Origin of the sequence: Acidovorax sp. Root275 (assembly GCF_001428965.1) — a bacterium.
Classification (GTDB): domain Bacteria; phylum Pseudomonadota; class Gammaproteobacteria; order Burkholderiales; family Burkholderiaceae_C; genus Acidovorax; species Acidovorax radicis.
The window spans coordinates 1-26,041 of sequence record NZ_LMJH01000007.1 but is presented as its reverse complement, the minus strand read 5'-3'; the positions used below and the strand labels follow the sequence as shown (position 1 = coordinate 26,041).

Annotated in this window: 24 protein-coding genes; 4 read left to right on the top strand and 20 right to left on the bottom strand. The window is 64.5% G+C overall.

What is annotated here, in order from left to right:
• Positions 1-9: 9 nt before the first annotated feature.
• The 9 genes from ASE52_RS09510 to ASE52_RS09470 all read right to left on the bottom strand — a co-directional run bounded on the left by ASE52_RS09510 (position 10) and on the right by ASE52_RS09470 (position 10,472).
• Positions 10-744, bottom strand: a complete 735-nt coding sequence (locus ASE52_RS09510; protein WP_057225684.1) for an SDR family oxidoreductase — start codon at positions 742-744, stop codon at positions 10-12.
• Positions 741-1,793, bottom strand: a complete 1,053-nt coding sequence (locus ASE52_RS09505; protein ID WP_057225682.1) for an ABC transporter ATP-binding protein — start codon at positions 1,791-1,793, stop codon at positions 741-743. Before ASE52_RS09505 ends, ASE52_RS09510 begins: the two co-directional genes overlap by 4 nt.
• Positions 1,794-1,845: 52 nt before the next feature.
• Positions 1,846-2,694: a carbohydrate ABC transporter permease gene (locus ASE52_RS09500; protein WP_057225680.1), complete on the bottom strand. Its 849-nt coding sequence runs from the start codon at positions 2,692-2,694 to the stop codon at positions 1,846-1,848.
• A gap of 17 nt (positions 2,695-2,711) precedes the next feature.
• Positions 2,712-3,575, bottom strand: coding sequence for a sugar ABC transporter permease (locus tag ASE52_RS09495; RefSeq protein ID WP_057225678.1), 864 nt, complete (start codon positions 3,573-3,575; stop codon positions 2,712-2,714).
• Positions 3,576-3,725: 150 nt separating this feature from the next.
• Complete coding sequence (locus ASE52_RS09490; RefSeq protein ID WP_057225677.1) at positions 3,726-5,057, bottom strand: sugar ABC transporter substrate-binding protein; 1,332 nt, start codon at positions 5,055-5,057, stop codon at positions 3,726-3,728.
• Positions 5,058-5,446: 389 nt separating this feature from the next.
• Positions 5,447-7,930 carry a TonB-dependent receptor gene (locus ASE52_RS09485; RefSeq protein ID WP_057225675.1) on the bottom strand — a complete coding sequence of 828 codons (2,484 nt, stop codon included), beginning with the start codon at positions 7,928-7,930 and terminating at the stop codon, positions 5,447-5,449.
• 306 nt (positions 7,931-8,236) lie between these two features.
• Positions 8,237-9,322 carry a FecR family protein gene (locus tag ASE52_RS09480; protein WP_057225673.1) on the bottom strand — a complete coding sequence of 362 codons (1,086 nt, stop codon included), beginning with the start codon at positions 9,320-9,322 and terminating at the stop codon, positions 8,237-8,239.
• A complete protein-coding gene (locus ASE52_RS09475; protein WP_057225671.1) occupies positions 9,319-9,831 on the bottom strand; it encodes a sigma-70 family RNA polymerase sigma factor in 513 nt (170 codons plus the stop codon). Before ASE52_RS09475 ends, ASE52_RS09480 begins: the two co-directional genes overlap by 4 nt.
• Before the next feature lie 95 nt (positions 9,832-9,926).
• Entirely contained in the window at positions 9,927-10,472 is a 546-nt protein-coding gene (locus ASE52_RS09470) for a hypothetical protein (protein ID WP_241776970.1), read from the bottom strand.
• Positions 10,473-10,569: 97 nt separating this feature from the next.
• Between ASE52_RS09470 and ASE52_RS09465 the strand changes: the two genes are divergently transcribed.
• The 4 genes from ASE52_RS09465 (at position 10,570) to xth (ending at position 13,482) form a co-directional block, all read left to right on the top strand.
• Positions 10,570-11,409 (top strand): thymidylate synthase, encoded by an 840-nt coding sequence (locus ASE52_RS09465; RefSeq protein ID WP_057225669.1) that lies wholly within the window; start codon positions 10,570-10,572, stop codon positions 11,407-11,409.
• 103 nt (positions 11,410-11,512) lie between these two features.
• Positions 11,513-12,124: a DUF4337 domain-containing protein gene (locus ASE52_RS09460; protein WP_010457758.1), complete on the top strand. Its 612-nt coding sequence runs from the start codon at positions 11,513-11,515 to the stop codon at positions 12,122-12,124.
• A 17-nt stretch (positions 12,125-12,141) separates the two neighbouring features.
• Positions 12,142-12,630, top strand: a complete 489-nt coding sequence (locus ASE52_RS09455; RefSeq protein WP_057225667.1) for a dihydrofolate reductase — start codon at positions 12,142-12,144, stop codon at positions 12,628-12,630.
• 75 nt (positions 12,631-12,705) lie between these two features.
• Positions 12,706-13,482: an exodeoxyribonuclease III gene (xth, locus tag ASE52_RS09450; protein ID WP_010457754.1), complete on the top strand. Its 777-nt coding sequence runs from the start codon at positions 12,706-12,708 to the stop codon at positions 13,480-13,482.
• Between the two features lie 205 nt (positions 13,483-13,687).
• On the opposite strand, the gene ASE52_RS09445 is transcribed toward xth, so the two are convergent.
• The 11 genes from ASE52_RS09445 to ASE52_RS09395 form a co-directional block, all read right to left on the bottom strand.
• Positions 13,688-14,626, bottom strand: a complete 939-nt coding sequence (locus ASE52_RS09445) for a PA2169 family four-helix-bundle protein (protein ID WP_057225665.1) — start codon at positions 14,624-14,626, stop codon at positions 13,688-13,690.
• Positions 14,627-14,816: 190 nt separating this feature from the next.
• Positions 14,817-16,457 (bottom strand): nitrogen regulation protein NR(I), encoded by a 1,641-nt coding sequence (gene ntrC, locus ASE52_RS09440; RefSeq protein WP_057225663.1) that lies wholly within the window; start codon positions 16,455-16,457, stop codon positions 14,817-14,819.
• 323 nt (positions 16,458-16,780) lie between these two features.
• Positions 16,781-17,803, bottom strand: coding sequence for a nitrogen regulation protein NR(II) (gene glnL / locus ASE52_RS09435; protein WP_057225662.1), 1,023 nt, complete (start codon positions 17,801-17,803; stop codon positions 16,781-16,783).
• 95 nt (positions 17,804-17,898) lie between these two features.
• Positions 17,899-18,405 carry a hypothetical protein gene (locus ASE52_RS09430; RefSeq protein ID WP_057225660.1) on the bottom strand — a complete coding sequence of 169 codons (507 nt, stop codon included), beginning with the start codon at positions 18,403-18,405 and terminating at the stop codon, positions 17,899-17,901.
• A gap of 212 nt (positions 18,406-18,617) precedes the next feature.
• Positions 18,618-20,033 (bottom strand): type I glutamate--ammonia ligase, encoded by a 1,416-nt coding sequence (gene glnA / locus ASE52_RS09425; protein WP_057225658.1) that lies wholly within the window; start codon positions 20,031-20,033, stop codon positions 18,618-18,620.
• A 174-nt stretch (positions 20,034-20,207) separates the two neighbouring features.
• Entirely contained in the window at positions 20,208-21,029 is an 822-nt protein-coding gene (locus ASE52_RS09420) for a molybdopterin-binding protein (RefSeq protein WP_057225656.1), read from the bottom strand.
• Positions 21,026-21,964: an EI24 domain-containing protein gene (locus ASE52_RS09415; protein ID WP_241776969.1), complete on the bottom strand. Its 939-nt coding sequence runs from the start codon at positions 21,962-21,964 to the stop codon at positions 21,026-21,028. Before ASE52_RS09415 ends, ASE52_RS09420 begins: the two co-directional genes overlap by 4 nt.
• 38 nt (positions 21,965-22,002) lie before the next feature.
• Positions 22,003-23,016, bottom strand: a complete 1,014-nt coding sequence (locus ASE52_RS09410; protein ID WP_057225645.1) for a sterol desaturase family protein — start codon at positions 23,014-23,016, stop codon at positions 22,003-22,005.
• A 78-nt stretch (positions 23,017-23,094) separates the two neighbouring features.
• On the bottom strand, positions 23,095-23,925 hold the full coding sequence (locus ASE52_RS09405; protein ID WP_057225829.1) for a polysaccharide deacetylase family protein: 831 nt from the start codon (positions 23,923-23,925) through the stop codon (positions 23,095-23,097).
• Complete coding sequence (locus ASE52_RS09400; protein ID WP_057225644.1) at positions 23,925-24,908, bottom strand: beta-propeller fold lactonase family protein; 984 nt, start codon at positions 24,906-24,908, stop codon at positions 23,925-23,927. The genes ASE52_RS09405 and ASE52_RS09400 overlap by 1 nt, the downstream gene beginning before the upstream one ends.
• A gap of 241 nt (positions 24,909-25,149) precedes the next feature.
• A complete protein-coding gene (locus ASE52_RS09395; RefSeq protein WP_057225643.1) occupies positions 25,150-25,902 on the bottom strand; it encodes a 16S rRNA pseudouridine(516) synthase in 753 nt (250 codons plus the stop codon).
• Between the last annotated feature and the right edge of the window lie 139 nt (positions 25,903-26,041).

Here is a 26,041-nt window from a genome sequence, read left to right as displayed (position 1 = left end):
GACGGGTATTCAGAGATCAAAATTTGTGGGCATCATCACGACGTCGCGGATGGTCATGCCGCGCGGGCGGGTGAGCATGAAGAGCACCACGTCGGCCACTTCGGAGGCCTCGATGAGGCTGCCGCTGGCCTTGGCCTCGGCGAGCTTTTCCGCGGGCCAGTCGGCCAGCAGCGAGGTGATGACGGGCCCGGGCGAGATGGAGCCCACGCGGATGCCGTGCTTGAAGACCTGGCGGCGCACGGTCTGCACGAAGCAGTTGACCGCCCACTTGGACGACGCGTAGACGGGCTCCCACGGCGTGGGGAAATGCGCGGCCAGCGAGCTGGTGACGATGATGTCGCCCCGGCCGCGCTCGATCATGTGGGGCAGCACGTTGTGCACGTTCTTCATCACCACGTTGACGTTCAAATTCAGCATGCGGTCGATGGCATCAGGGTCGGCATCCACCAGGTCGCCGCCCACATACAGCCCGGCGTTGGCGTGGAAGATGTCGAGCTGCCCCGCGAGCGCCAGCGTGCGCTGCAGCAGGCTGGCGCACTGCCGGGCATCGAGCAGGTCCAGCACCAGCGGCAAGGCGCTGGGGCCGATGGCGGCGCATGCCTTGGCCAGCGCGGCCTCGTCGCGGTCGATCAGCACCACGCGCGCGCCGGCATCGGCCATGGCTTTCGCACTGGCGAACCCGATGCCCGAGGCAGCGCCGGTGACCGCCGCCACCTGCCCTTGCAAGGTCTGCGTGGCACTCATGCTGCGTGGCCCGCCACGACACGGCCGGCGGTGTCGAACCAGTGCGCGTGCGATGCGTCGATGTCCAGGCTGACCGCATCGCCTGCGCGCAGGCCCGTGCGGTCGTTCTGGCGCGAGACGAACTGCGCGCCGCCGGGCGTGCTGACGTAGATCAGCGTCTCGGCGCCCAGTGCTTCGATCAGGTCCACCTGGCCGCCCACGGGCGTGGCGCCGGTGTTGCGCACGGTGATGTTCTCGGGGCGCAGGCCGATGGCGCCCACAGCGGCGCCATCGGGGGACGTTGGGGCCTGCTGCTGCACGGGCTGCGGCAGCTTGTCGACGGGCACCACGTTCATCTGCGGCGTGCCGATGAACTGGGCCACGAACTGGTTGGCGGGCTTGTCGTACAGCTCCAGCGGCGTGCCCACCTGCTCGATCACGCCGTCGCGCAGCACCACCACGCGGTCGGCCAGCGTCATGGCCTCGACCTGGTCGTGCGTCACGTAGATGGTGGTGGCGCCCAGGTCGCGGTGCAGCTTGGCGATCTCCACCCGCGTCTGGCCGCGCAGCGCTGCGTCGAGGTTGGACAGCGGCTCGTCGAACAAAAACACCTTGGGCGCGCGCACGATGGCGCGGCCGATGGCCACGCGCTGGCGCTGGCCGCCCGACAGCTCCTTGGGCGTGCGCTGCAGGTAGCTGGTGAGGTTGAGGATGCGCGCGGCGTTCTGCACCTTTTCGTCGATCACCTGCTTGTCGACCTTGGCGAGCTTGAGCGCGAAGCTCATGTTCTCGTACACGCTCATGTGCGGGTACAGCGCGTAGCTCTGGAACACCATGGCCAGGTCGCGCTTGCTCGACGGCTGGTCGGTGATGTCGCGGCCGTCGAGCATGAGCGAGCCGCCGTCGATGGCTTCGAGCCCCGCGATCAGCCGCAGCAGCGTGGATTTGCCGCAGCCCGACGGGCCGACGAAGACGATGAACTCGCCCTGCTGGATGGTGAGGTCGATGCCTTTGATGGCGCGGTGCTCGCCGAAGAATTTTTCGATGCCGCGCAGTTGAAGGTAGGCCATGGAATCGGGTTCCTGAAATCTTGAAAAACTGTGGGAAAGACAGGCTGCGGATTTACTTGACCGCGCCGAAGGTCAGGCCCTGAACGAGCTGCTTCTGGCTGAACCAGCCGAACACCACGATGGGCGCAATGGCCATCAGCGACGCGGCGGACAGCTTGGCCCAGAACAGGCCTTCGGGGCTGGAGTAGGACGCGATCAGCGTGGCGAGCGTGCCGGCCTTGGCGGCGCTGAGGTTCAGGCTCCAGAAGGCTTCGTTCCACGACAGCACCAGGCACAGGAGGCCGGTGGATGCCAGGCCACCCATGCCCAGCGGCAGCAGCACCAGGCGCACCTCTTGCCACAGCGTGGCGCCGTCCATGCGCGCGGCCTCCAGGATCTCGTGCGGGATGTCCTTGAAGTGCGAGTACAGCATCCAGACCATGATGGGCAGGTTGGACAGCGCGAACACGATGATCAGCGCGAGCTGCGTGTCGAGCAGGTGGCTCTTTTGCGCCAGCACATAGATGGGCACCAGCGCGCCCACGGCGGGCATCATCTTGGTCGAGAGCATCCACATGAGGATGTCCTTGGTGTACTTGCCCTTGAAGAAGGCCATGGCGTAGGCCGCAGGCGCAGCCAGCATGAGCCCCACCAGGGTAGAGACCACGCTGGTGATGACCGAATTCTTGGCGTACAGCAGGTAGTCGCTGCGCTCCTGCACCTCGTGGAAGTTTTCGAGCGTGGGGACAAAGAACAGCTGCGGCGGCACGGCGATGGCCTGCAGCTCGGTTTTGAACGCCGTCAGGAACAGCCAACCCAGCGGAAAAAACAGCAGCAGGGCCACGCCCCAGGCGGCAGCGGTGCGCAGGGCCAGCAGGCCCAGCGGAAAGTTGGAACGGCGTCGTGTGGTGGTTGCAGTCATGTGCGTTGCCTGGGGTCTTATTTGTCGAGGTTCTTGCCGACCATGCGGATCAAAAATACGGCTGCGATGTTGGCCAGCACGACTGCGAACAGCGCCCCGGCCGAGGCCACGCCCGCGTCGAAGTTGAGCAGTGCCTGCTTGAAGATCAGGAAGGTGACGTTGGTGCTGGCATCGCCCGGCCCGCCGGCCGTGGTCGTGTAGATCTCGGCAAAGATGCTGAGCAAAAAGATGAGTTCGATCATGACCACCACGGCCACCGAGCGGCCCAGGTGCGGCACGTACAGGTAGCGCAGCTGCTGCAGGTAGTTGGCGCCGTCCATGCGCGAGGCTTCCAGCTGCTCGTGGTTCATGCTTTGCAGCGCGGTCATGAAGATCAGCGTGGCGAACGGCAGCCATTGCCACGACACCATGACGATGACCGAGAACAGCGGGTGGTCGGTGAGCCAGTCCACCGGCGCTGCGCCGAAGAAGATCCACACCTGCGCGAGCACGCCGTAGATGGGATTCATCATCATGTTCTTCCACATCAGCGCATTGACCGTGGGCATGACGAAGAACGGCGAGATCAGCAGCACCCGCACGATGCCCCGGCCCGGAAACGGATCATTGATGAGCAGCGCGATCGCCACGCCGAAGAACACCGTGATGAGGATCACGCTGCCCAGCAGCAAGACGGTGTTGACCACTGCGGCCCCGAACGATGGGTCGGTGACGAAGTACTCGAAGTTCTCCAGCCCCGCAAAGCCCGTCTGGTCGGGCTGCATGAGGTTGTAGCGGATGAGCGAGAAGTAGATCGTCATCACCAGCGGCACGATCATCCACAGGAAGAGCGTGGCCATGGCTGGCGTGAGCAGCAGACGGGGTAGCAGGCGGCGGTTCATGGGAGCCTCAGAAAAAAGTCCAGCGGAAATAGGCGTTCAGTCGGCGTAGCGAGCCGCCCGAGGTGGGGGTGCTGTACCGTAGTCGTACTCCCGTACGGCGAGGAACACCGCCCCCAGATCGGGCCGCGCAGTAGCCCAATGGGTGCTTGCCTATTTGTAGTAGCCGGCCTTCTTCATTTCGCGGTCAGCCGCCACCTGGCCGGCCTTGAGTGCCGCGTCCACCGTCGTCTTGCCTGCCAGCGCAGAACTCATCTGCTGGCCCACGGCGATACCGATGGCCTGGAACTCCGGAATGGCCGCGAACTGCACGCCCACATACGGGCTCTTGGGCAAGGTCGAATCCGTGGGGTTGGCCGAGTCGATGGCGGTCTTCTCTGCGGCGGCAAAACGCGCGGCCTTCTGGAATTCCGGCGAGGCGTAGGTGCTCTTGCGCGTGCCGGTGGGCACGTTGGCCCAGCCGTTGGTCTTGGCCACCAGCTGGATGTAGTCCTTGCTGGTGGACCAGGTGATGAACTTCTGCGCGGCGTCGACCTTTTTGGAACCAGCCGGGATGGCCAGATTCCACGACCACAGCCAGTTGGCGCCCTTGGGCGTGTTCATGGTGGGCGCCTGGGCAAAGGCCATCTGGTCGGCCACCTTGGACTGCTTGGGGTCCGCCACGAACGATGCCGCAATGGTCGCGTCCACCCACATGCCGCACTTGCCCGAGTTGGTCAGCGCCAGGATCTCGTTGAAGCTGTTGGCGGCAGAGCCGGGCGGGCCGTAGTTCTTGAGCAGGTCGACGTAGAAGTTGATCGCGTCCTTCCAGGGCTTGGACTCGAGCTGCGGCTTCCACTGCATGTCGAACCACTGGCCGCCGAAGGTGTTGACCAGCGTGGTCAGGAAGGCCATGTTGTCACCCCAGCCCGGCTTGCCGCGCAGGCAGATGCCGTACACCCCGTTCTTGGGGTCGTGCATCTTGGCGGCCAGGTCCTTGATCTGCGGCCAGGTGGGACGCTCGGGCACCTGCACGCCCGCCTTGTCGGCCAGGTCCTTGCGGTACATGAGCATGGAGCTTTCGCCGTAGAACGGGGCGGCGAACAGCTTGCCGTCGATGGACAGGCCGTTGCGCACGGCGGGCAGCAGGTCGTCCACGTCGTAGGCGGCGTCGGTCTTGAGCTCCTGCAGCCAGCCCTTCTTGCCCCAGATGGGCGCCTCGTACATGCCGATCGTCATCACGTCGAACTGGCCGCCCTTGGTGGCGATGTCGGTGGTCACGCGCTGGCGCAGCACGCCTTCTTCCAGCGTGACCCACTTGAGCTTGATGTCGGGGTTGGCCTGCTCGAAGTTTTTGCTGAGCTTTTGCATCTCGATCATGTGGCCGTTGTTCACGGTGGCAATGACCAGCTCGGTCTGCGCGCTGGCGGCGCCGCACAGCGACAGGGCCAGTGCAGCGGCCAGGGCGAGGCGCTGAGGAGCAAAAACACGGGGGGAATGTGGCATCGGAATGTCTCCTTCGTAATTGGTATGGGATCGACCGTTCAACGCCAGTGCAGGCATACGGCATTGACGAACTGAACGATACCGATGCTGCAATGCTCGATTGGTACTCCAGATGCCTCCACAAATACTAATTTGCACCAGATACTCAGGATTTATACCTATAGGTGTCAACAGGGTATCTAACCGACCAAGAGGAGAGGGGCCGGACCCCCAGCACGGTTAGTCGCGGATGCCCCAAATCACTATCAAATCAATAGCTTTTGGCGCTTATCTATCAAGCGGTAGAGGCCAATTTAATTCATATTTCGTGCCCCAAGGCCCACTGGGGAAGACACCACTACCCCCTCCTCCATCCATTTGCCCGTCCGCCCACAGCAGCACTGCTCCCGTCAGAAATCCACCGTGGCAGAGAGAGTCACCGTGCGAGGACTTCCCACATACAGCCAGTTGCCGGAACCGCTGGACCAATAGTTGCGGTTGAACAGGTTGTCCACGCCCGCGCGCAGCACCAGCGGCCGGCTCCAGGCCTGGGTCTTGTAGCGGGCCCCGATGTCCCAGCGCGTCCAGCCCGGGATGCGCCGAAGGTTGGCGGCGTCCACATGCTGAGCGCTGCTGGCGATCATGCGGGCCGACAGCGTCAGCCCCGGAACGGCAGCCACGTCGTGGTCGCTGCCCAGGTTGAGCTGCCAGCGCGACACATTGGGCGCGGCGTTGCCGTTGTAGGTGCCGCCTTCGGTTCGGGTCAGCCGGGCATCGTTGAAGGTCACGCCGCCCAGCAGGCGCGTTCCCCGGGCCACCTCGCCAAAGACATTGAGCTCGACCCCGCGGTTGCGCTGCTCTGCACCGACCTGGTAGGTGAATGTGCCATCGCCGTTGGACGCCACCAGCCCGCTCGGCTTCTGGATGTGGAACAGGCTCGCTGTGGTGCTGAAGCGGCCCCAATCGGCCTTCACGCCCACCTCGCGCTGCTTCGTCCGGACCGGCGGAAACACCTGCCCGGCGTTGGTGGTGCCCAGCGGTGCTGAATCGCCCTGGACCAGGCCTTCGATGTAATTGCCGTAGAGCGACACGTGCGGCTGTAGCTTGAACACCGCCGCCAGCGCCGGCGTCACCGCGTGCTCGTCGTATGCGGTGCTGCCGGCCCCGGTGGCGGTGTCGTACTTGACGACCTTCACGCGCTGGTAACGGGCACCCAGGGTGACGGCCAGCCGGTCTTGCCACAGCGAGACGGTGTCGGACAGCGCCACGGACGGCAACTGCAAGGAATCGGTCTGTGGCGGCCGCGATGAGAAACCGTCGATGGACGGACGCGCGGTGGCCGCGGGCGCATACATGTTCGTGGCGAAGCTGTCGAAGCCGTAGTACTGCGCCGTGAAGCCGCTGTCCTTCTTCAGGTACGACGCATGCAGGTGGATGCGGTGCGTGAGCTCGCCGGCATGCACCGTGCCCTGCAGGCCGCCTTGCACGGTGCGGTAGTTCGTCCAGTTGGGCCAGAAGTACGTAGTGGCCTGCGCATCGCCCTGCACGCTGGTCACGAACACGTCGGTGGCGAGGTAGCGGGACCGCGTGTGGCTGCCACCCGCGGCTGCAGAGAGCGTCCAGTCCGGAGTAACGTCGTACTCGGCTTTGGCCAGGAGGTAATTGCTGCGCGACCTGGCGAACTCCCAGTCCTGCGCGATGCGATGGCTGGCCCGGGGCGGCCTGGGGATGGCAATGGCGTCGTCGATGCCAAAGCCCGCGGCGCCTTGCGGCGCTTCGTTGTTCATCGTCTGGTGGCCGGCATCTACCGAGGCCCGCAGCTGGCTGCCCCGGTAGTCCACGGCCAGCGCCGCAGCCCCCAGCTCGACGGACTGGCCCTGGGTGGCGGTCTTTCCGTCGCGGTAGACGCCGTTGAAGCGCACACCCCACTGGTGGTCGTCGCCGAACCGGCGGCCCACGTCCAGGTGGCCGCCCAGGTTGCCTTTGGACAGGTAAGTGGTGGTCAGGCGGGTCAGCGGCACGTCACCCGCGCGCTTGGGCACCAAATTGATGGCGCCGCCCACCGCGCCGCCCGCCCCGGGGGCCATGCCGTTGAGCAGAGCGTTGGGGCCCTTGAGCACCTCGACGCGCTCAGCCGCTTCGACCGCCACGGCACGGTTGGTGGCGATGCCGCCGATGCCGTCGAAAAGCACGGAGTCCTGCACCGAGAAGCCGCGGATCAGAAAGATGTCGCCCCCCGCAGCAGCGTTGGTCAGGCTGTAGGACACCGTGCGCACGGACGGGTCGTTGGCCAGCACATCGGCTACGGTGATCGCCTGCTGGTCCTGCATGAGTTCGGCCGTGTAGCTGGTGATGTGAAACGGCGTGTCCATCAGGCTCTGGTGACCCAGCAGGCCGACCCGGCTGCCCGTGGCAACCTGGCCGCCGGCATAGGCGGGCGGCAAATCGCCGGGCGCTGCCTCGGCGCTGGCCGTCACGGTGACGGCGCCCAGGGTGGCGGCATCGCTGAGCCGGGGTGCCTGCGCTGCAGGGCGCGATGCCTCGCGCAGCGTGAAGACGCCGCCCGTGGTCTGCCGCAGCTCCAGCCCCGAACCCGCCAGCGCGCGGCGCAGTGCCTCGGGTGCATCGAAGCGGCCCCGCACGGGCGCCGCGTTGCGGCCTTCCACCAACTGCGCATCGGCGGTGAGCGCCAAGCCTGCATCGCGCGCGATGCGGTTGAGGGCGGCTCCCAGCGGCCCGGCGGGCAGGTCGTAGTCGCGCACGGCCGCAGCGCTGGCCGTGGCCGCAGGGGCCTGCACCGTGGCTGGCTGTGCGGCCACGGCAGAGGCCGCCAACGCGAGCAGCAGCGCAGTAGCGCAGGGGTTCAGCGGAAAGGGGAGAACAGCAGAGGGCATGGGTCAGGCTCCTAAACGGTCACGTCAGAAAAGAGGGGTAGCCGCGCCGATGCACGGTCTCTGTCTGATTGCCGAACGGGTACCGAAAAGTGAGAGGGGGCCGGGGCAATTTCTTTTTCGGGCCGGCATCGTTGGTGTGTGGGATGCCAGCTGGCAGGGGCGATCTGGGTTGATCTGCTTCGGCTGGTGGATCTGGGTTGAACTGAATGGAACCGTCGATCAGCCGAACCAAGTCACTCATCTTTTGATAGCTGCCAGCGCTTGCCCATCAAGCGGTAGCGGCCGATTTTCTTCAAACTTTCATCCTCAAGGCGCAGCACGCGGCTTGAGCGTGACCCACCAGCGCGTGGTCCAGACCACCTCCACCGGCACGGCCGCGGTCAGCGCCAACAGGGCCTGGTCGGTGTCCGCCAGGGGCAGCGTGCCCGTCACACGCAACCGGGCCACACGGGGGTCGACACCCAGGTGGCCGACCCGGTGCCGCGCGAGCATGGCCACCACCTCGCCCAAGGGTTGGTTGTCCACGACCAGCATGCCGTCCTTCCAGGCATCGGCATCGGGCGGGGCCACCCACGGGTCCACCCGCCCGCCCTCCAGCCGCGCGCCCTGCCCGGCCGACACGATGCGCTCGGCACTGCACGGCTCGGACGCTGCTGCCGCACAGGTCGCCGGGCGGGCCGCGACGGCCGACTGGGTGACGGCGACCTCGGTGGCGGGCGCGCCACGGCCCTGAGCCCCATCGGTGCCAGTGGCGTGCGCCTGCGGCCAGCGGCGCACGGTGAAGCGGGTGCCCAGGGCGCGCAGGCTGCCGTCCTCGGTCAGCACGACGAACGGGCGCCGCTCGGCCGGGTCGGCATGGCTGGTTTCCACGGCCACCTCGCCCGCGCGCAGGTGGATGGCGCGCTGGTCTTGGCTGAACACGATGTCCACAGCGCTGCGGGTGTTCAGGTGCAGCACGGTCTGGTCGGGCAGCACGATGGTGCGGCGCTCACCGGTGGCGGTGCGGTGGTCGGCCAGCAGTTGGCCCACGGGCTGGTAGCGGTCCAGCACCAGCGCGCCGCAGGCCACCACCAATGCCAGGCCCAGCACGGTGCTCGCCACACGGGCAGGACGGCGCTGGCGCGGTGGCAGCAGCAACGCTGCGCGGGCTCCGGGACCTGCGGCGGCGCGGGCCAAGTGCTGGTCGATGTCGCCCAGCTGGCGCCAGGCGCGGGCATGGTCGGGGTGTGCGGCCAGCCAGTCGGCCAGGGCTTGGGCGTCCGCCGGCGAGATGGCGCCCTCTCCCTGGCGCAGTTGCCAGCCGATGGCGACCTCCAGCACGGCAGGCGGCACGGGGTGGTCGTCGCCTGCACCACCAGGTGGACCGCCCGTGGTCCAACCCGCACTGCTCACGCCGCGCCGCCAAAACGCAGGTGGTAGGCGTGGCGCATGGCGTTGGCCAGGTACTGGCGTACGCGGGGCACCGACACTTGCAGCTGCTCGGCAATCTCTGCATGCGTGAGACCATCGAGCCGGTTCATCAGCCACGCTGCGCGCGTCTTGGGCGTCAGGCCCTGCAGCAATGCATCGACCGCGTGGAGCATCTGCACGGCGGCCAGGCGCTCTTCAGGGGATGGCTGCAGCACCTGGGGCTGCAGGGCCAGATCTGCCAGGTAGGCGCGTTCCAGTTCACCCCGGCGCCAGAAGTCCACCAGCAGCCCGCGTGCCACCGTGGTCAGGTAGGCGCGCGGCTCGCGCATCGCGTCGGGGGCGATGGCGGTGGGCCGTGCGAGCAGGCGCACGAAGGTGTCCTGCGCCAGGTCGGCCGCATCGTCGGCACAACCGAGCCGCCGGCGCAGCCAGGACTGCAGCCACCCGTGGTGGTGGCTGTAGAGCGCGTGCAGGGGATGAGCGGCAGGCATGGCGTGGCGGCCTTTTTGAGAATGATTCTTGATTATAGAAACACATTCCCGCCCAGGCTGTAGGCGCTCTGCCACCCGGCAGACGGGTGGTGCGCTCAGCGGCGCGCGTTTTCCATCATCGTGGCGACGTCAGCGGGCAGGGTTTTGGGGGTGCCGCGGTCCTGCACATCCCACTCTTCGCCACCGGTCAGCAGCCACACGCGCACAGCGTCCGCTGCGGGGTGGATCACCACGGCTGCCGCCTCGGTACCGCCCTCGTGCAGACGGTTGCCTGTGATGTAGAGCAGCGCGCCCTCTTGCCGCAAGGGGCTGCTGACGCCCATGTTGTCGAGCAGCACGGGGTAGTTGGTGGGCCCGAGCAGGCCGCGCAGCCGGTCTGCCAAGGGACCGGTGCGCAGGTAGTCGCCACCGTCCGCCGGCTGACGGCCAACCTGTGCCTGCAGGCCAGCCCAGGGGTTGACAGCCTTGGCAGCTGTGGCCGGCGCTGCGGGGCTGGCCCAGGAGCCCGCTGGGGTGCGCGCGGCGGGCACGGTAGGTGCAGTGCCCCCGCAACCCGGCAGCAGGACCGCCAACGGCACAGCAGCCAGCACAGCGCGGCACAGGAAAGCTGAAGGAACCAGGCGCATGATCGTGGGTTTCATTCTGAAACGGCAGCAGGGCAAAAGGTTTGCGAGCTTATCCTGTCCGCCGCCGACGGGCGGCACGCCCTAAAATCGCGTCTTTCGCCTTCCAACCGCCATGACCGAACACGCCCGCCCCGTCCGCTCGCAATACGAAGACTTCATGCGCCACGTGTTCACCCATGGGGTGCACAAGTCGGACCGCACGGGCACGGGCACGACCAGCGTGTTCGGCCACCAGATGCGGTTCGATTTGAAGGAAGGCTTTCCGCTCGTCACCACGAAGAAGGTGCACCTGCGGTCCATCATTCAGGAGCTGCTGTGGTTCCTCACGGGGTCGAGCAACAACAACTGGCTGAAAGAACGCGGCGTCACCATCTGGGACGAATGGGCGCGCGAGGATGGCGATCTGGGCCCGGTGTACGGCGTGCAGTGGCGCAGCTGGCCCACGCCGGACGGCGGGCACATCGACCAGATCAGTGACGTGATCCAGACGCTCAAGACCAACCCTGATTCGCGCCGCATCATCGTGAGCGCCTGGAACGTGGCCGAGCTGAACAAGATGGCGCTGATGCCTTGCCACGCGTTCTTCCAGTTCTACGTGGCGCCAGCGCAGGAGCCCGGCGGGCGCGGCACGCTGTCCTGCCAGCTGTACCAGCGCAGTGCGGACATCTTTTTGGGCGTGCCGTTCAACATTGCCAGCTACGCCCTGCTCACCCACATGGTGGCGCAGCAGTGCGACCTGGATGTGGGCGACTTCATCTGGACCGGTGGCGACTGCCATATCTACAGCAACCACCACGAGCAGGTGCAGACGCAGCTGGCGCGCACGCCCTACCCGTACCCGGTCTTGAACATCCAACGCAAGCCCGACAGCATCTTCGACTACCAGTACGAAGACTTTGAAGTGGTGGACTACCAATGCCACCCGGCGATCAAGGCCCCTGTCGCCGTTTGACCAGCCAACAGCCCTCTTTGGCACCCCACACCTCTTGAGCCCCAGGGGCAGGCGCAACAGCGCCTTGCCCGCATCCACCCACCACCACCACGAGCTTTTATCCATGTCTTCCGGCGGATTTCACGTACACGGCCCCCACGACCACGCAGTGGAGCATGCCACCCACGGCCACGGCGACCACACATCGGACCATGGCGCTGAAGGCGGCAACGGCTCGTCCATGAACAAGATCGCCATGTTCACCGCCATCGTGGCGACAGTGGGCGCGATCTTTTCGTACATGGGCGGCGCCACGCAGGCCAACGCCGGGCTGCTCAAGAACGACGCGGCCATCAAGAAGACCGAGGCCTCCAACCAGTGGAATTACTTCCAGTCCAAGAGCACCAAACAGTCCCTGGCCGAACTGGCCCGCGACCTGGCGCCCGATGACCGCAAGGCCGGTTACCAGACCAAGGTGGAGCGCTACGAAACCGAGAAAAACGAGATCAAGGTCGTGGCCGAAAAACTCGAAGCCGACGCCCACGAATTCGACCGCAAGAGCGAGGCGCAAATGCACCAGCACCACCGCTGGGCACAGGCCACCACGGCGCTGCAGGTGGCCATTGCTCTGGCCGCCATCGCGCTGCTGACCCGGAAAAAATGGCTGGAATACGGCATGTACGGCGTGGCCGCCGTGGGCCTGGGCGTGGGCGCCCTCGCCGCCTTGCACATCTGAAGCCAGGAGGCCCCACCATGCCCGTGCACCTCATCTACGCCCGCGCTGCCAATGGCGTCATCGGCAAGGACAACCGCCTGCCCTGGCACATCCCCGAAGACATGGCGCATTTCAAGCAGCTCACCCAGGGCTGCCCGGTGGTGATGGGCCGCAAGACCTGGGACTCGCTGCCCCCGCGCTTTCGCCCCCTGCCCGGCCGCACCAACATCGTGGTCACGCGCCAGGCCGACTGGCAGGCCGACGGCGCCGTGCGCGCTGCCAGCCTGCAAGACGCGCTGCAGCAGGCCACGGCCGGCCAGACTGTGTGGGTGATCGGCGGCGCTCAGATCTACGCAGAGGCCCTGCCCCTGGCCGACTGCCTGGAAGTGACCGAGATCGACCAGGACTTCGACGGAGATGCCCACGCGCCCACGCTGGGCGCGGAATGGGCAGAATCTGCACGCAGTCGCCACGTCAGCACCAACGGGCTGCCGTTCAGCTTTGTGACCTATGTGCGTGCGGGTTGATGCTGCATTTGGCTCAAGTAGCTCATTAATTAATAGCAATTAGCGCTTGCCTATCAAGCGCTGGAGGCCAAAAACATGCAAATCTCGACCTGGAACGTCAACTCCCTCACCGTCCGGCTGCCCCAGGTGCTGGCCTGGCTCGCGGCCAACCCGGTCGATGCACTGTGCCTGCAGGAGCTCAAGCTCACCGACGACAAGTTTCCGCACGACGCGTTCAAGGAAGCGGGCTACGACACCGTGACCTTTGGCCAGAAAACCTACAACGGCGTCGCCATCCTGAGCCGCCACCCGATGCGCGACGTGGTGCGCAACATCCCCGGGCACACAGATGAGCAGGCCCGCGTCATCGCAGCCACGCTGGACACCCCGGACGGCGCGCTGCGCCTGGTGAACTGCTACTTCGTGAACGGCCAGGCCCCGGGCACGGAGAAGTTTGCCTACAAGATGCTATGGCTTGCAGCCCTGCACCGCTGGCTGCGCGAAGAGCTGCTGGCCCACCCGCGTCTGGCGCTGCTGGGCGACTTCAACGTGGCGCCCGAAGACCGCGATTCGTTCGACCCCGTGGGCCTCAAGGACACGATCCACCACACGGTGGAAGAGCGCCAGCACTTCCAGGACCTGATTGGCCTGGGCCTGACAGACACCTTCCGCATGTTCGAGCAGCCTGAGAAAAGCTACTCGTGGTGGGACTACCGCATGCTCGGGTTTCAGAAGAACCGGGGGCTGCGCATCGACCACATCCTGGTGAGCGATGCGCTGCGCGCCAGCGTGACCGCCTGCACGGTGGACCGCGCCCCACGCAAGAACCCGCAACCCAGCGACCACGCGCCCGTGGTGCTCACCATGGCGTAACGGCCCCTGGCGACGCAACCCGCGCGGCAACCAGCTGGAAGCCCGGCCTACACAAAAGGCTGCAAGGAAAATCCTTGCAGCCTTTTGTTTTTGGGGAATCGCCGCGCAAGCAAGCTGCGCCCAGAAATCCCTATGACCTGTGACCTACGACTTGCGACACGCCGCGAGCTCCTGAACGGAACCCCAGCGCGCAAGCCGTGCCCGATCAGCTGTTGGCGAAAGTGTCGCGCAGGCCACGTACTTCATCGTGGTTGCGCTGCGCGCCCTGGGATTGGCGCTCCACCAGGGCCCGCACATCCAGCGGCAGGGTGGCCTTCAGGGCCTTGCGGTAGCGGGCCACGGCAGCGTCCTCGCCGCGTTCGCATTCCTGCAGCACGGCCTTGTCGTCGTGCACAGACAGGGCGGACTTCACCGACACCCAGCCGCGGTGCAGCGCGCCCGCCACGGTGCCACCCGACGCGGGTTCTCCACCCAGGCGGCGGACCTCGTGCTCCAGTTCCACGGCAGCAGCCGCACATTCACGCGCATGGCGCTGGAATACGCCCTTGAGTTGCGCAGAATCTGCGTGCTCGGCGCAGGCGGTGAAGCCGTATTCGCCATCGCGGGACGACTCCAGCAGGTCGTTGAGCACATCGACCACGTCTTCGTTGTCCACGATATCCATGGGGCGGTCGTCGTTCAGGCTGGAGCGTGCTACCCGTTCCCACGCAGCGCGGGCTGCGGGGCGGGCATCCGTCCAGGCCAGGCCATCCGAATGGCGCGCACGCCAGTCATCGGCAAGGCGGGGTTCCACCGCCTCGAAGTCGCCTTCGTAGCGGCTCACCGAAGACCAGCCCAGCTCGTAGGCGGGGCGGTATTGTTCATAGGTGCGGCCACCCACGTAGTAGGGCTCGCGGTGGAAACTTTCGCGCCAGTAGGCATCTTCCTCGGTGGGGTTGACCGCCTCGGCGGCAGCCTTGCCCGCCAAGCCCCCGGCGACAGCACCAGCCACGCCGCCAATGGCTGCGCCGACCGGGCCGCCGAAGGCTCCCGCAGCGGCACCCGCAGCCGCGCCACCCAGGGCAGCACCCACCCCGGTGCCGACGGGATGGGAACCCGGTTCGTTGGTCAAAGGGTCACGGTTGGCATCGTTGAAATCCGACATAGAAGCTCTCCGGTTGGTTGACAGTGCCTTCATTGTTGAAGTCACTTCCGGAGGGCTGGGTCGGCCCATGGAGGGCCTGCTTGTAGGACATCGGGAGATCGGCCTGCCCCGCATCCACCAGAGCAGTCGCACCCGAAAACTACAAATTTAATAGCTGCTAGCGCTTTACCACCAAGCGCCAGGTGCCATTTCAGGCTTCATCGGGGGCATCCAGCCCCAGTTCCTGGATCTTGCGTGTGATGGTGTTGCGGCCAATGCCCAGGCGCTGCGCGGCTTCCATACGGCGCCCGTGCGTGGCGGTGAGCGCCGTGCGGATCAGGCGCGACTCGAACCGCCGCGTGAGGGCATCCCACACCTCGGGCTGCCCACCCGCCAGCAGCTTCTGCGCCTCGGTCTCCAGCGCCTGCTCCCAGGTAGCAGCGGGGCCAACGGCAGCACCCATTCCCGCAGCCACAGGAACCTCGGCGGAGGGCCAGTGTGGCGCAGCTCCAGGGGCAGGCACGCCGCCCACCGGTGGCTGCGCGGTGGCAAAGGCTGGTTGCAGCCCCCCGACCATTTCCACGGGCGGTGCAGGCACCGGGGCAGGAGCGGCCTGCACGGCGACCGCCGCAGCAGCCGGCTCGCTGCCGGGTCGCGGTGCAGGCTGGTAAAGGGGCGCTTCCAGCACCTCGGGCGGCAGGTCCTGCAGCGAGATGACCTGGGCGGGCGCCATCACCGTGAGCCAGTGGCAGATATTCTCCAGCTGGCGCACATTGCCCGGAAACGCGAACTGCTCCAGCCGTGCGATGGCCGAATCGGCAATGCGCTTGGGCTCCACGCCGAGCTGCCGCGCGCTTTGCTGCAGGAAGTGGCGCGTGAGCACGGGCACGTCTTCATGCCGCTCGCGCAGCGCGGGCAGCCGCAGGCGGATGACGTTGAGGCGGTGGAACAAGTCCTCGCGGAACCCACCCTCCTTCACGCGTTTTTCCAGGTCCTGGTGGGTGGCGGCGATCACGCGCACATGGGCCTTCACGGCCGCATGGCCACCCACACGGTAGAACTGGCCGTCAGACAGCACGCGCAGCAGGCGCGTCTGCAGGTCGAACGGCATGTCGCCGATTTCATCGAGGAACAGCGTGCCGCCCTCGGCCTGCTCGAAGCGGCCGCGCCGCTGCGTCTGCGCACCGGTGAAGGCGCCGCGCTCGTGGCCGAAGAGTTCGGATTCCAGCAGATCCTTGGGGATGGCTGCGGTGTTGATGGCGACAAAGGGCCCATCGGCGACCGGCGAATGCTTGTGCAGCGCACGCGCCACCAGTTCCTTGCCCGAGCCCGATTCGCCGGTGATGAGCACCGTGACCTGGCTTTGGCTCAGCCGGCCGATGGCGCGGAAAACATCCTGCATGGCAGGCGCCTGGCCCAGCATTTCCGGGGCTTCCGCCTGGCGCTCTTCGGTCACTTCCTCGCGCTGGCTTTCTTCCACCGCGCGGCGGATCAACTCCACCGCCTTGGGCAGGTCGAAGGGCTTGGGCAGGTATTCAAAGGCGCCCCGCTGGAAGGCCGACACGGCGCTGTCCAGGTCGGAGTACGCCGTCATGATGATGACGGGCAGGCCGGGCTGCAGTTCGCGGACTTTCTCCAGCAGTTGCAGGCCCGAACCGCCAGGCATGCGAATGTCGCTCACCAGGACCTGGGGGCCCTGCCGCGCAGGGTCGCCGGGGGTGATGTCGGCCAGCGCATCGAGCACTTCGCGGGGGTGCGTGAAGCTGCGCGTGGGCAGGTTCTCGCGGGCCAGGGCCTTTTCGAGGACGAAGCGGATCGAGGGGTCGTCATCTACTATCCAGATCGGCTTCATATGTTTTTCTTACCTTCCCTGTGGTTGCGTGTCAGGGACCATCGTGCGCTGCCAAGAACCTGTTCAATATCTTTTTGGAGTCGCACAAGTGCTTTGCCGGGATGGAATGCTAGGCGCGGTGCGCCGCCGATAGCCCGTGCTATCGGCAAACTCCGCAACGCCGCAGACCGCCCGGCAAGGCACTTGCCCGAAGGGTTGGAGTGCAATCGGGCGATTGGAAGCCTCGACTGCTTGCATGGGCTTGAGCCCATGCGGCGCATTCGAAGCATCCACTCATCCCGATTGCACTCCAATGCGACCTCCAAAAAGATATTGAACAGGTTCTAGGGCAAGGGAATCAGGATGCGGAAGTCGGTGCGACCCGGTACGCTGTCGCATTCGATCAACCCATGATGGCGCTGCACGAAGGTTTGTGCCAACGTGAGCCCCAGCCCTGACCCGCCATCCCGACCCGACACCAGAGGGTAAAAAATACGCTCCTTGATCGCGTCGGGCACGCCCGGTCCGTTGTCGATGACATGCAATTCCAGTGCCAGCCGATAGCGCTGGCGACCAAACGTTACTTGTCGGGCCACGCGGGTGCGCAGTGTGATCGTCGCCGCCCCCTCAGCAATGCGCTCGGTCAGCGCCTGGGCCGCGTTCTGCACGATGTTCAACAGCGCCTGGATGAGCTGGGCACGGTCACCCCGGAACTCGGGGATCGAGGTGTCGTAGTCGCGCAGCACCTTGAGGCCCTGCGGGTATTCGACCAGCACCAGGGACCGCACCCGCTCGCACACCTCATGGATATTGACGTCGCCCACGAGGTGCGGGTGGCGGTGCGGCGCCAGCAACCGGTCCACGAGGCTTTGCAGGCGGTCGGCCTCGTGGATGATGACCTGGGTGTATTCCGTCAGTTCGCGGCTTTCGAGTTCCATCTCGAGCAGCTGTGCAGCGCCGCGAATCCCGCCCAGCGGGTTCTTGATCTCATGGGCCAGGTTGCGGATCAGCTCCTTGTTGGCCTGTGCCTGGTCCAGCAAGCGCTCTTCACGGTCCTGGCGGGCCTGCTGCTCCAGTGGCCACAGCTCCACCAGGATTTCGCCAACCTGCTCGGCGTCGGCCACGCTCACATGCACGGGCACCGGGTCCTGGTGCTGGCGCTTGAGGCTTGCTTCATACCGCAAGGCCGCAAAGTCCTTGCCCCGGGCACCGGCGAGTGCCGTCTGCAGCAAGGCGGGGTCGGTGAAGAAGGTGGAGAAGTCCACGCCCTCCAGGGTCCGGCGCGACAGGCCCAGCGCATTCTCCAGCGCCGCATTGGCGAATTGCACTGCGCCATCGGCGCGCAACACCGCCACCAGAGTGGACATGAGGTCCAGCGAATGAAAGCGCCCCGTGTCGGAGGTCGGGGCTTCAGTAAAGGGCGAGGAACTCACAAGCGTGCCAGGCTAGTAAAAAAGGGGGGTCAGTTGGCCGGAAGACGGGCGATTTCGCGCTTGATGCCTGCGATATCACTCTCGCTGCGTGCCACGCTGGCCTTGAGTTCTGCCGTACGTTCCATGTAGCGCTGGGGGTTGCGCAGATCCAGCGCATTGCGCTCAGGCGCGCCGCCGTTGTATTCCTTCACCAACTCGGCATGGCGTGCCTCGGCCTTGCGCAACTCGGATTCGAGAATGGCCCGGGCATCGGCATCGCGGGCCTTTTGGTCGTTGTTGTTGACGCGGGGCGCAGACGGTGGCGACGCCGGGGACGCTGTACCCGCCCCCGCTGCAGGGGCTGCCGCAGGGGCGCCTGCGGGCCGGGTGCCCTGGACCACGGTGACATTGCCCCCCTCTACCAGCTTGCAGCCGCGCTCCTTGGCCTGCTGGGCATTGTTGGTGTATTCATTGCCACAGCGGTAGATGCGGTCTTGCGCCCACGCGGCGGGAGCCGTCGCGGCGATCAGTAACAGGGTGATGAGCGTTTTCTTCATTCGGTTTCCTCGCACTGCCATGCAGGGGTTCGGGGGAGTATCCCCCAATCGCCACGCATCGCCAATCCAACACCAGCGGCCCCGGCTGGGCCTTTGTACAAGGATGCAACGGCCCAGCCACTGGTTCCGTTTCAAAAGCCCCAGGTCCTTGTGCGCAATAAAAAAGGCGGCCTGGGCCGCCTTTTGGAGAGTAATTGCCTTCTGGCAGGCAATTACAGGGAGTAGTACATGTCGTACTCGACAGGGTGAGGAGCCATGCGGAAACGCGTGACTTCGCCCATCTTGAGCTCGATGTAGGCATCCAGCATGGAGTCGGTAAAGACGCCACCCTTGGTAAGGAAACCACGGTCCTTGTCCAGATAGTCCAGCGCTTGGTCCAGGCTGTGGCACACGGTAGGCACCAGCTTGTCTTCTTCGGGTGGCAGATGGTACAGGTCCTTCGTGGCGGCTTCGCCCGGATGGATCTTGTTTTCCACACCATCCAGGCCGGCCATCATCAGGGCTGAGAAGCACAGGTAGGGGTTGGCCGATGGATCGGGGAAACGCGCTTCGATGCGGCGGCCCTTGGGGTTGGCCACATACGGAATACGGATCGAGGCCGAGCGGTTGCGGGCCGAGTAGGCCAGCTTCACAGGGGCTTCGAAACCGGGCACCAGGCGCTTGTACGAGTTCGTACCTGGGTTGGTGATGGCGTTCAGGGCACGTGCATGCTTGATGATGCCGCCGATGTAGTACAGCGCGAAGTCCGACAGGCCGGCATAGCCGTCGCCTGCGAACAGGTTCTTGCCGTCCTTCCAGATGGACTGGTGCACGTGCATGCCGGAGCCGTTGTCGCCAGCGTAAGGCTTGGGCATGAAAGTGGCAGTCTTGCCGTAGGCGTTGGCCACGTTCCAGACCACGTACTTCAGGACCTGCGTCCAGTCGGCGCGCTCGACCAGCGTGCTGAAACGCGTGCCGATTTCGTTCTGACCAGCGCCGGCCACCTCATGGTGGAACACTTCGACCGGAATGCCCAGGGATTCGAGGATCAGGGACATTTCAGCGCGCATGTCTTGCGTGCTGTCGACGGGAGGCACGGGGAAGTAGCCGCCCTTGACGGTGGGACGGTGGCCGCGGTTGCCGCCTTCGAGCTTGGCACCCGAGTTCCAGGGGGCTTCGTACTCTTCGATCTCGAACATGACCTTGCCAGGTTCGTTGGACCAACGCACGCCGTCGAAGATGAAGAATTCTGGCTCTGGGCCGAAGAACGCGGTGTCGCCCAGGCCGGAGGCCTTCAGGTAGGCTTCAGCGCGCTTGGCGATGGAGCGTGGATCGCGGTCGTAGGCCTTGCCGTCACCGGGTTCGATCACGTCGCACTGCAGGAACAGCGTGGTTTCTTCAAAGAAGGGGTCGATGTTGGCGGTGCTGGGGTCGGGCATGAGTTGCATGTCCGAGGCTTCGATGCCCTTCCAGCCGGCTACCGAGGAACCATCAAATGCATGGCCGGACGTGAACTTGTCTTCGTCGAAGTGGGAAACTGGCACGGTCACGTGCTGTTCCTTGCCACGGGTATCGGTGAAACGGAAGTCAACGAACTTGACTTCGTTCTCCTTCACCATCTTCATCACGTCTGCAACGGTCTTGGCCATCAGGTTCTCCTGGATAAAGCGCTTGTTGAAAAAAGGAATTTGCCGAAATAAAAGCAGTTTGCGTGCCAGCCGGGTGCAGCCGCCGCACTATGAAGGAGCACTACGGACTGCGAGCCGATGGGGCATCCATCGGATTGCACCAATACAGTGCAATCCGCCCATTGAGACCAGGCATCACAAGTTGCGCACCAATTCAGGGCCACAGTTCGCACCAAATTCGTGCAGTCCGTTTTTCAGATCCAGCCATGCGGCCGGAACCAGGGAAGCAGGACCTTTGACGCCCAGTTCGATGTGCCGCCCGTATTGTGGATGATCCACGCTGGGCAAACTGAACACCCGGACCTCGGGGTGCGTTTTTTCGATGTGCTCCATGAGGGGTGTCAAAGCCGCCTCCATCGCCCCATAGACCACCACCGACTGCTCGGTCTGCGGTGTGCGATTGAAAAACGCCGCGTAGTGGTGGTCCAGCACCCCTTCGATCATGGGCCAGGCCATGACGGGGAAGCCGGGCACGAAATGCACCGTTCCACCGCCCTCCCCATTGCAGCTGAAGCCGGGGATCTTGTTGTAGGGGTTGGGAATGATGCGGGCGCCTGCTGGAAACACCCCCATGTTGAGCCGGTGCACGTTGTCAGCGCGGTCCGGTTCGTACAGCACACCCTGCTCCCGCGCGACGTCCTGCATGCGTTCACGGATCAGCGCCTCAGCTTCAGTGTGCAGTACGAGCTCCCGGCCCAGCGCGCGCGCCGCGCACTGGCGTGTGTGGTCATCCGGCGTGGCCCCAATGCCGCCGCAGGAAAACACCACATCGCCCGAAGCGAAGGCGCGCTGCAAGGTGGCCGCAATGCGATCCGGGTTGTCGCCCACATAGTCGGCATAGGCCAGCGAAAGCCCGCGCGCTGACAGCAGTTCGATGACCTTGGGCATGTGTTTGTCAGCGCGCTTGCCGGACAGGATTTCATCACCCACGATGATCAAGCCGAAGGTAGGGGTCATGGTGTAGGGGTTCCGTTGACAGGAGACTCTGGGGCGGGAAGATGAGCTGGTGCCGGAGCCACAAGCGCCTGCGTGGCATGCACCGGCTGCTTTGTTTCGACAGCCGCTACGGTAGGGACGTCAGCGGGAGCCCTGCTGTCGCCCTCTGCCCGCAAACGTTCGAGTGCCGCCAGACAATAGTGCGTGAACCACAGCGACGAAAAGGCAAAAACCAGGGTGTAAATCCAGATCGCCAGTGGCACGAGAACAAAGAACGCTGCGGCAAAAACCACGCCCGAGGCCCACACGATGCTGGGAGCAGCCCCCAGATAGCCCGTCAGGATGCCAATGCCCAGCAGGCTGCTGCGATGGCGGCGGAAAAGCTCCTGCCGCTCCTCCTTGCTCGCATGCTCGGCCAGCGCATCAAACGCCATCACGCGGTAGGTCAGCCAGCCCCAGATCAACGGGGGCAGAATGAGCACCAGCGGCGGTACCAGCCACAGGGGCACCGATACCACCAGGGCAATCAATGCCAGCACCGTGGAGCTGACCGACCAGGCGACGCTGGCGATGAACGACCCACCCTTCTTGCGCTCCAACATCGGGAAACGCCGATCGGCCACCAGGGCCACCAGTGCAGGTGTCATGAGCACCGCCACCACCAGCAGCGAGACCACCACCAACGCGGGCGCCACGGCCAGAACCACCATGAGGGGAGCCACGACCGAGGTGATATCCCCCAGCCCCCAACCCTGCAACCAGTTCCAGAAGCTGGCCAGGAGCGAAGAAGCATCCAGCAGCGTACGCATGCCCTGCACGGCCCCATCCCAGTACAAATAGCCCAGCCCCAACGCCAGCGCCACCATCAGCAGCAACGGCAAGACGGACAAGGCCACCACGCGGGGCCGCAGGCAATAGGCGGCGGCGCGCCAGAAAGAATCGAGCAAGAGTCCCATGCCGGCAAGCATACCTTCTTGACTGCGGGGAGGGGCTTTCAAGCCTTGCCCAGCAGCCTCAGCACCCCCCGCCATTGCTGGGACCAAAAGCCCCCGCCATAGTCCCGCAACCGCCCGTCCGGCCCCGGCTCCACCTGATCGCGCACCCCCGTGGGATCAAAGCGCAATTCAAAATTGGCAGTGCGCATCAGCATGTCCCACCAGGGTAGCAATACGCCAAAGTTGTGTCCCCCCAGGACCACGCGGTACTTGGCACCTTGCGCCGCGGCAGCCTCCCCCGACAGTGGCTTGACGGTTTCGTGGCCTATTCCAACGCTGTGGTGCAGCCGGTGAAAACGCGGGCTGATCCACAGCCGCTCGCCCCAGTGGCCAAACCAGAGCCGCACATTGGCGTGTTGAAAGCTCTCGCTGAGCTGCGTAATGGCCACAATTGCGATGAACTGCCCAGGCGCCACCCCGATGAGCTGCGCCACCACCACCAGGATGGTGTCGCGCAACAGGTCATCCAGCAGATGGTTGCGGTTGTCGCTCCACATGGTCATCTGGCGCTGCGCATGGTGCAAGGAATGCAGGCGCCACCACCATTCAAAGTGGTGCTGCCCACGGTGAATCCAGTAGTCCACAAAGTCAAACACCACCAGGTACAGCAGCAGACTGACCCAAGGCACGTCGGTGAAGCCGGGCCAGAGGCCATCCAGCTGGAAGGTGCTGACGCCCGCCACCCGCAATGTACCGAAGAGAGAGTCCGTCAATGGGTCCACAGCGAGGAAGAGGCCCAGGCGGAACAGCCCCAGCCGGTGAATCAGCGTGTAGAGAATATCGGTGCGAATCGTTGCGCGGTCGGTCACGGCCTCCACCGGCCGCCAGCGCTGCAAAGGACCGATCACCGCAGCGATCACCACCAATTGCAGCAGGCCCACAAGAATCCAGCCCGCGGCCTCATAGCCGCTTTCCAGCTGGTTGCCCAGCCCCATGGTGAACATCACTGGCTGCAACAGGCTTTCAAAAAGCCACTGCTGAGCCGCATCAAAACCGTTGCCTAGCCAACCCATTGCATCATGCTCCGTCTATCTCACCACACATGCCCGCGCCCCGGGCGGCATTCGCGACCATGTACTGCGCCAACCCTGTCAACGGCCTGCCAAAGGCGCGTAATCGGGATGCTCTCGCAGTGTCCGAAAGCAAAATCCTCGCTCCTTGAGTCCGGCGATCAGCGGCTCCAGCACTGCTGGCGCCCAGGGGTCCTTGCGCGACCAGATCCCCAAATGTGCAAGCAGGATGTCGCCACTGCGCACATCCCGCAAAGCCTTGCTCAGCAGCGCCGTATTGCTGGCCTTCTCACTGGGCAATTCATCCCCCAGAAATCCTGCCGGTGACCACCCCACATGCGTGTACCCACATGCATGGGCGCTGGCAAGCAACTGCGGCGAAGTCTTGCCACCCGGGGCGCGAAACAAGGGCAAGGGTGTCTTGCCGGTCACGAGCTTCAACCGATCCGCTGCCCGGGCAATCTCCTTGCAATACCCGGCCGCTGTCAGCACAAAATCCTGCCCCTCGCGCGGTCCGGCCGAAGGTCGAACCCGGAAAGAGGGGGCCTGCGCTGTCCCCAGATCGGCTCGCCAGTAGGTGTGATCCCAGGTGTGCGATGCAAACTCGTGGCCCTCTGCAGCCCGAGCCCGCCACCAGGAAGCCCAGTGTTCTCCAAGGCTGCCATCCCCTTCCTGGGTACGCTCGTTGGCAGCGAAGAATGTCACACGGACTTGCTGGCGCGCCAGAACGTCTGCCACCAAAGGTGCCACGGCCATGTGGCCGGTGTCGAACGTCAGGTAAATGGGCTTGTTACAGTCTTTTTGGGCACTAGCGCTTGATACAAAAGCGCTAACAGCTACAAAACATATAGCAAAACGAGCTCGCCAAGCCTTTTCCTGGCAATGTGCGGGTGCCCCGACACCGTGGCCCATCAACGGGGCGCGTGCTGCAGCGTCCATACGCCATGGGGGGACTTGCCCACCGTGACTTGCCGCACGACCTTCTTGGCCTCCGTGTCCACTACAGAAAGCTTGCGCGCCCAGCGGGAGCTTACGTAGATGAAACGGCCGTCGGCCGACACTTCCATACAGTCTGGCCCACCGGGCACGGGGTAAGTTTCGACCACCTGCTGGGTGGTCATGTCGATCTTGCTGATGGAGTTGGCGACCCGGTTACTGACATACAGATGCCGCCCATCACCCGCTGCACGAAAGGCGTGGGCGCCGTTACCCGTCTTGATCTTCTTGATGCTCAAGGGCTCACGCCCCGAGACATCAAACACCTCGACGCTGTCACTGCCGGTCAGGCCCACAAAAAGGCGCTTGTCGTCTGCGCTGCCATATACGTCTGCAGGCATGGCACCCGTTTTGGTGCGCCACTTGATCGTCTGTGTTGCGATATCGATGGCCACCAGCTCATCGCTGTCCTGCATCGTGGAATACACCGTGGTGCTGCGGCTGTCGATCCACAAATGGCTGGGTGTCCGGGAGGTAGCCACCCGCTGGACGAGGTTCAACTCCTTCCCATCCCAGCGGTAGAAATCCACGTGATTCAAGCGATTGGCCGCTGTAATGAGCCACTTCATGTCCGGAGTAAACCGCAGATGGTAAGGGTCCACAATGCCCCGGACCGTGCGTTGAACCTCTGCGGTGCGCGGGTCCAGGAACGTCAGAGTGTCCCCCAGCGCGTTGGCCACAATGATCGACTTCTCATCAGGCGTGAGGTAGAGATGGTGGGGCTCCTTGCCAGTCGGGATGCGGGCCGTCTCGGTCCAGGTCACCGGGTCAATGACACTGACACTGGCTTCGAGGGAGTTCAGCACAAACAGTGGAGGGGCGGCAGCCAGCGCCCCCCCTATCGAGATCCACAACCCACCCAAGACAGCGCACGTACGTGCAATCGAGAAAATCTTCACAGAACCACTTTCAACAGAGCCCAAGAGTGTAGCTCTGCCCCTGCCAATGCCCAGCGGAAGAACACGTAACATCCTTGACGTAGCGCGGATTCCGATCTGTCAACAGGGTTCGAATCGCCTGATGGAGTGCCCAGTCCATCCCATCGAGCAGTCAGCATCTAGGTTTCTGCCATCTTCGGCGCATGCGGTGGTCTCGTATCGCCCCCCGACACTCGGTGCGGTGACGGCTTAGCCCAATCCCTCAACTCGACTGGGTCAGCAAGCTCAAATCCTCGTGGCTGAGCCACTTCCATTCCCCGGGCTGCAGATTGGCGGGCAACTCCATGGCCCCGATCCGCGACCGATGCAGGCCTTCCACACGATTGCCCACAGCAGCCAGCATGCGCTTGACCTGGTGGTACTTCCCTTCTGTCAGCGTGAGATTCAGCTGATGGCTCGCTGTCTGTTCACAAGCGGCCGCTTTCACCGGTTTGGGGTCGTCGTCCAAAACCACCCCCGCCAGCAAGCTCGATATCTGCTTTTCGTCCACCGGATGTTTCGTTGTGACCTGGTACACCTTGGGTACGTGTTTCTTGGGGGAACTCATGCGGTGGATGAATTGCCCATCGTCGCTCAACAGCAGCAGTCCCGTGGTGTCCTGGTCCAACCGCCCCACCGCCTGCACCCCTTGCACCGCACTTTTTGTAGGCCGCTGCCGCAAAGGTGCTGGCAGCAAGGTGTAGATGCTGGGATAGGTCGAGGGTTTTTGAGAGCACTCTGTGCCTGCCGGCTTATGCAACAGCACATAGGCTTTGGAGTAATACGGCCAATCAATACCCTGAACGCGCAGTTGAAGACCTTCGGGCTCCAACTCAGCCGTCGCATCAGCACATGGCACGTATTCCTGCGTATCGGATTGCGACTCACACACAAACACCCAGCCCTGCTGAACCAGCCCTGCGCAGACACGGCGAGTGCCAAAACCTTGGGAATACAAAATATCTTGGAGCTGCATAGCAATGGGCAGAAAAAGAAAATTCTTGAATCACAAAGCAAAACGCCCTTCTACTCGAACGAGTAGAAGGGCGGTTTGGGCTGTAAGAGCCTGACGATGACCTACTTTCACACGGGAACCCGCACTATCATCGGCGCAA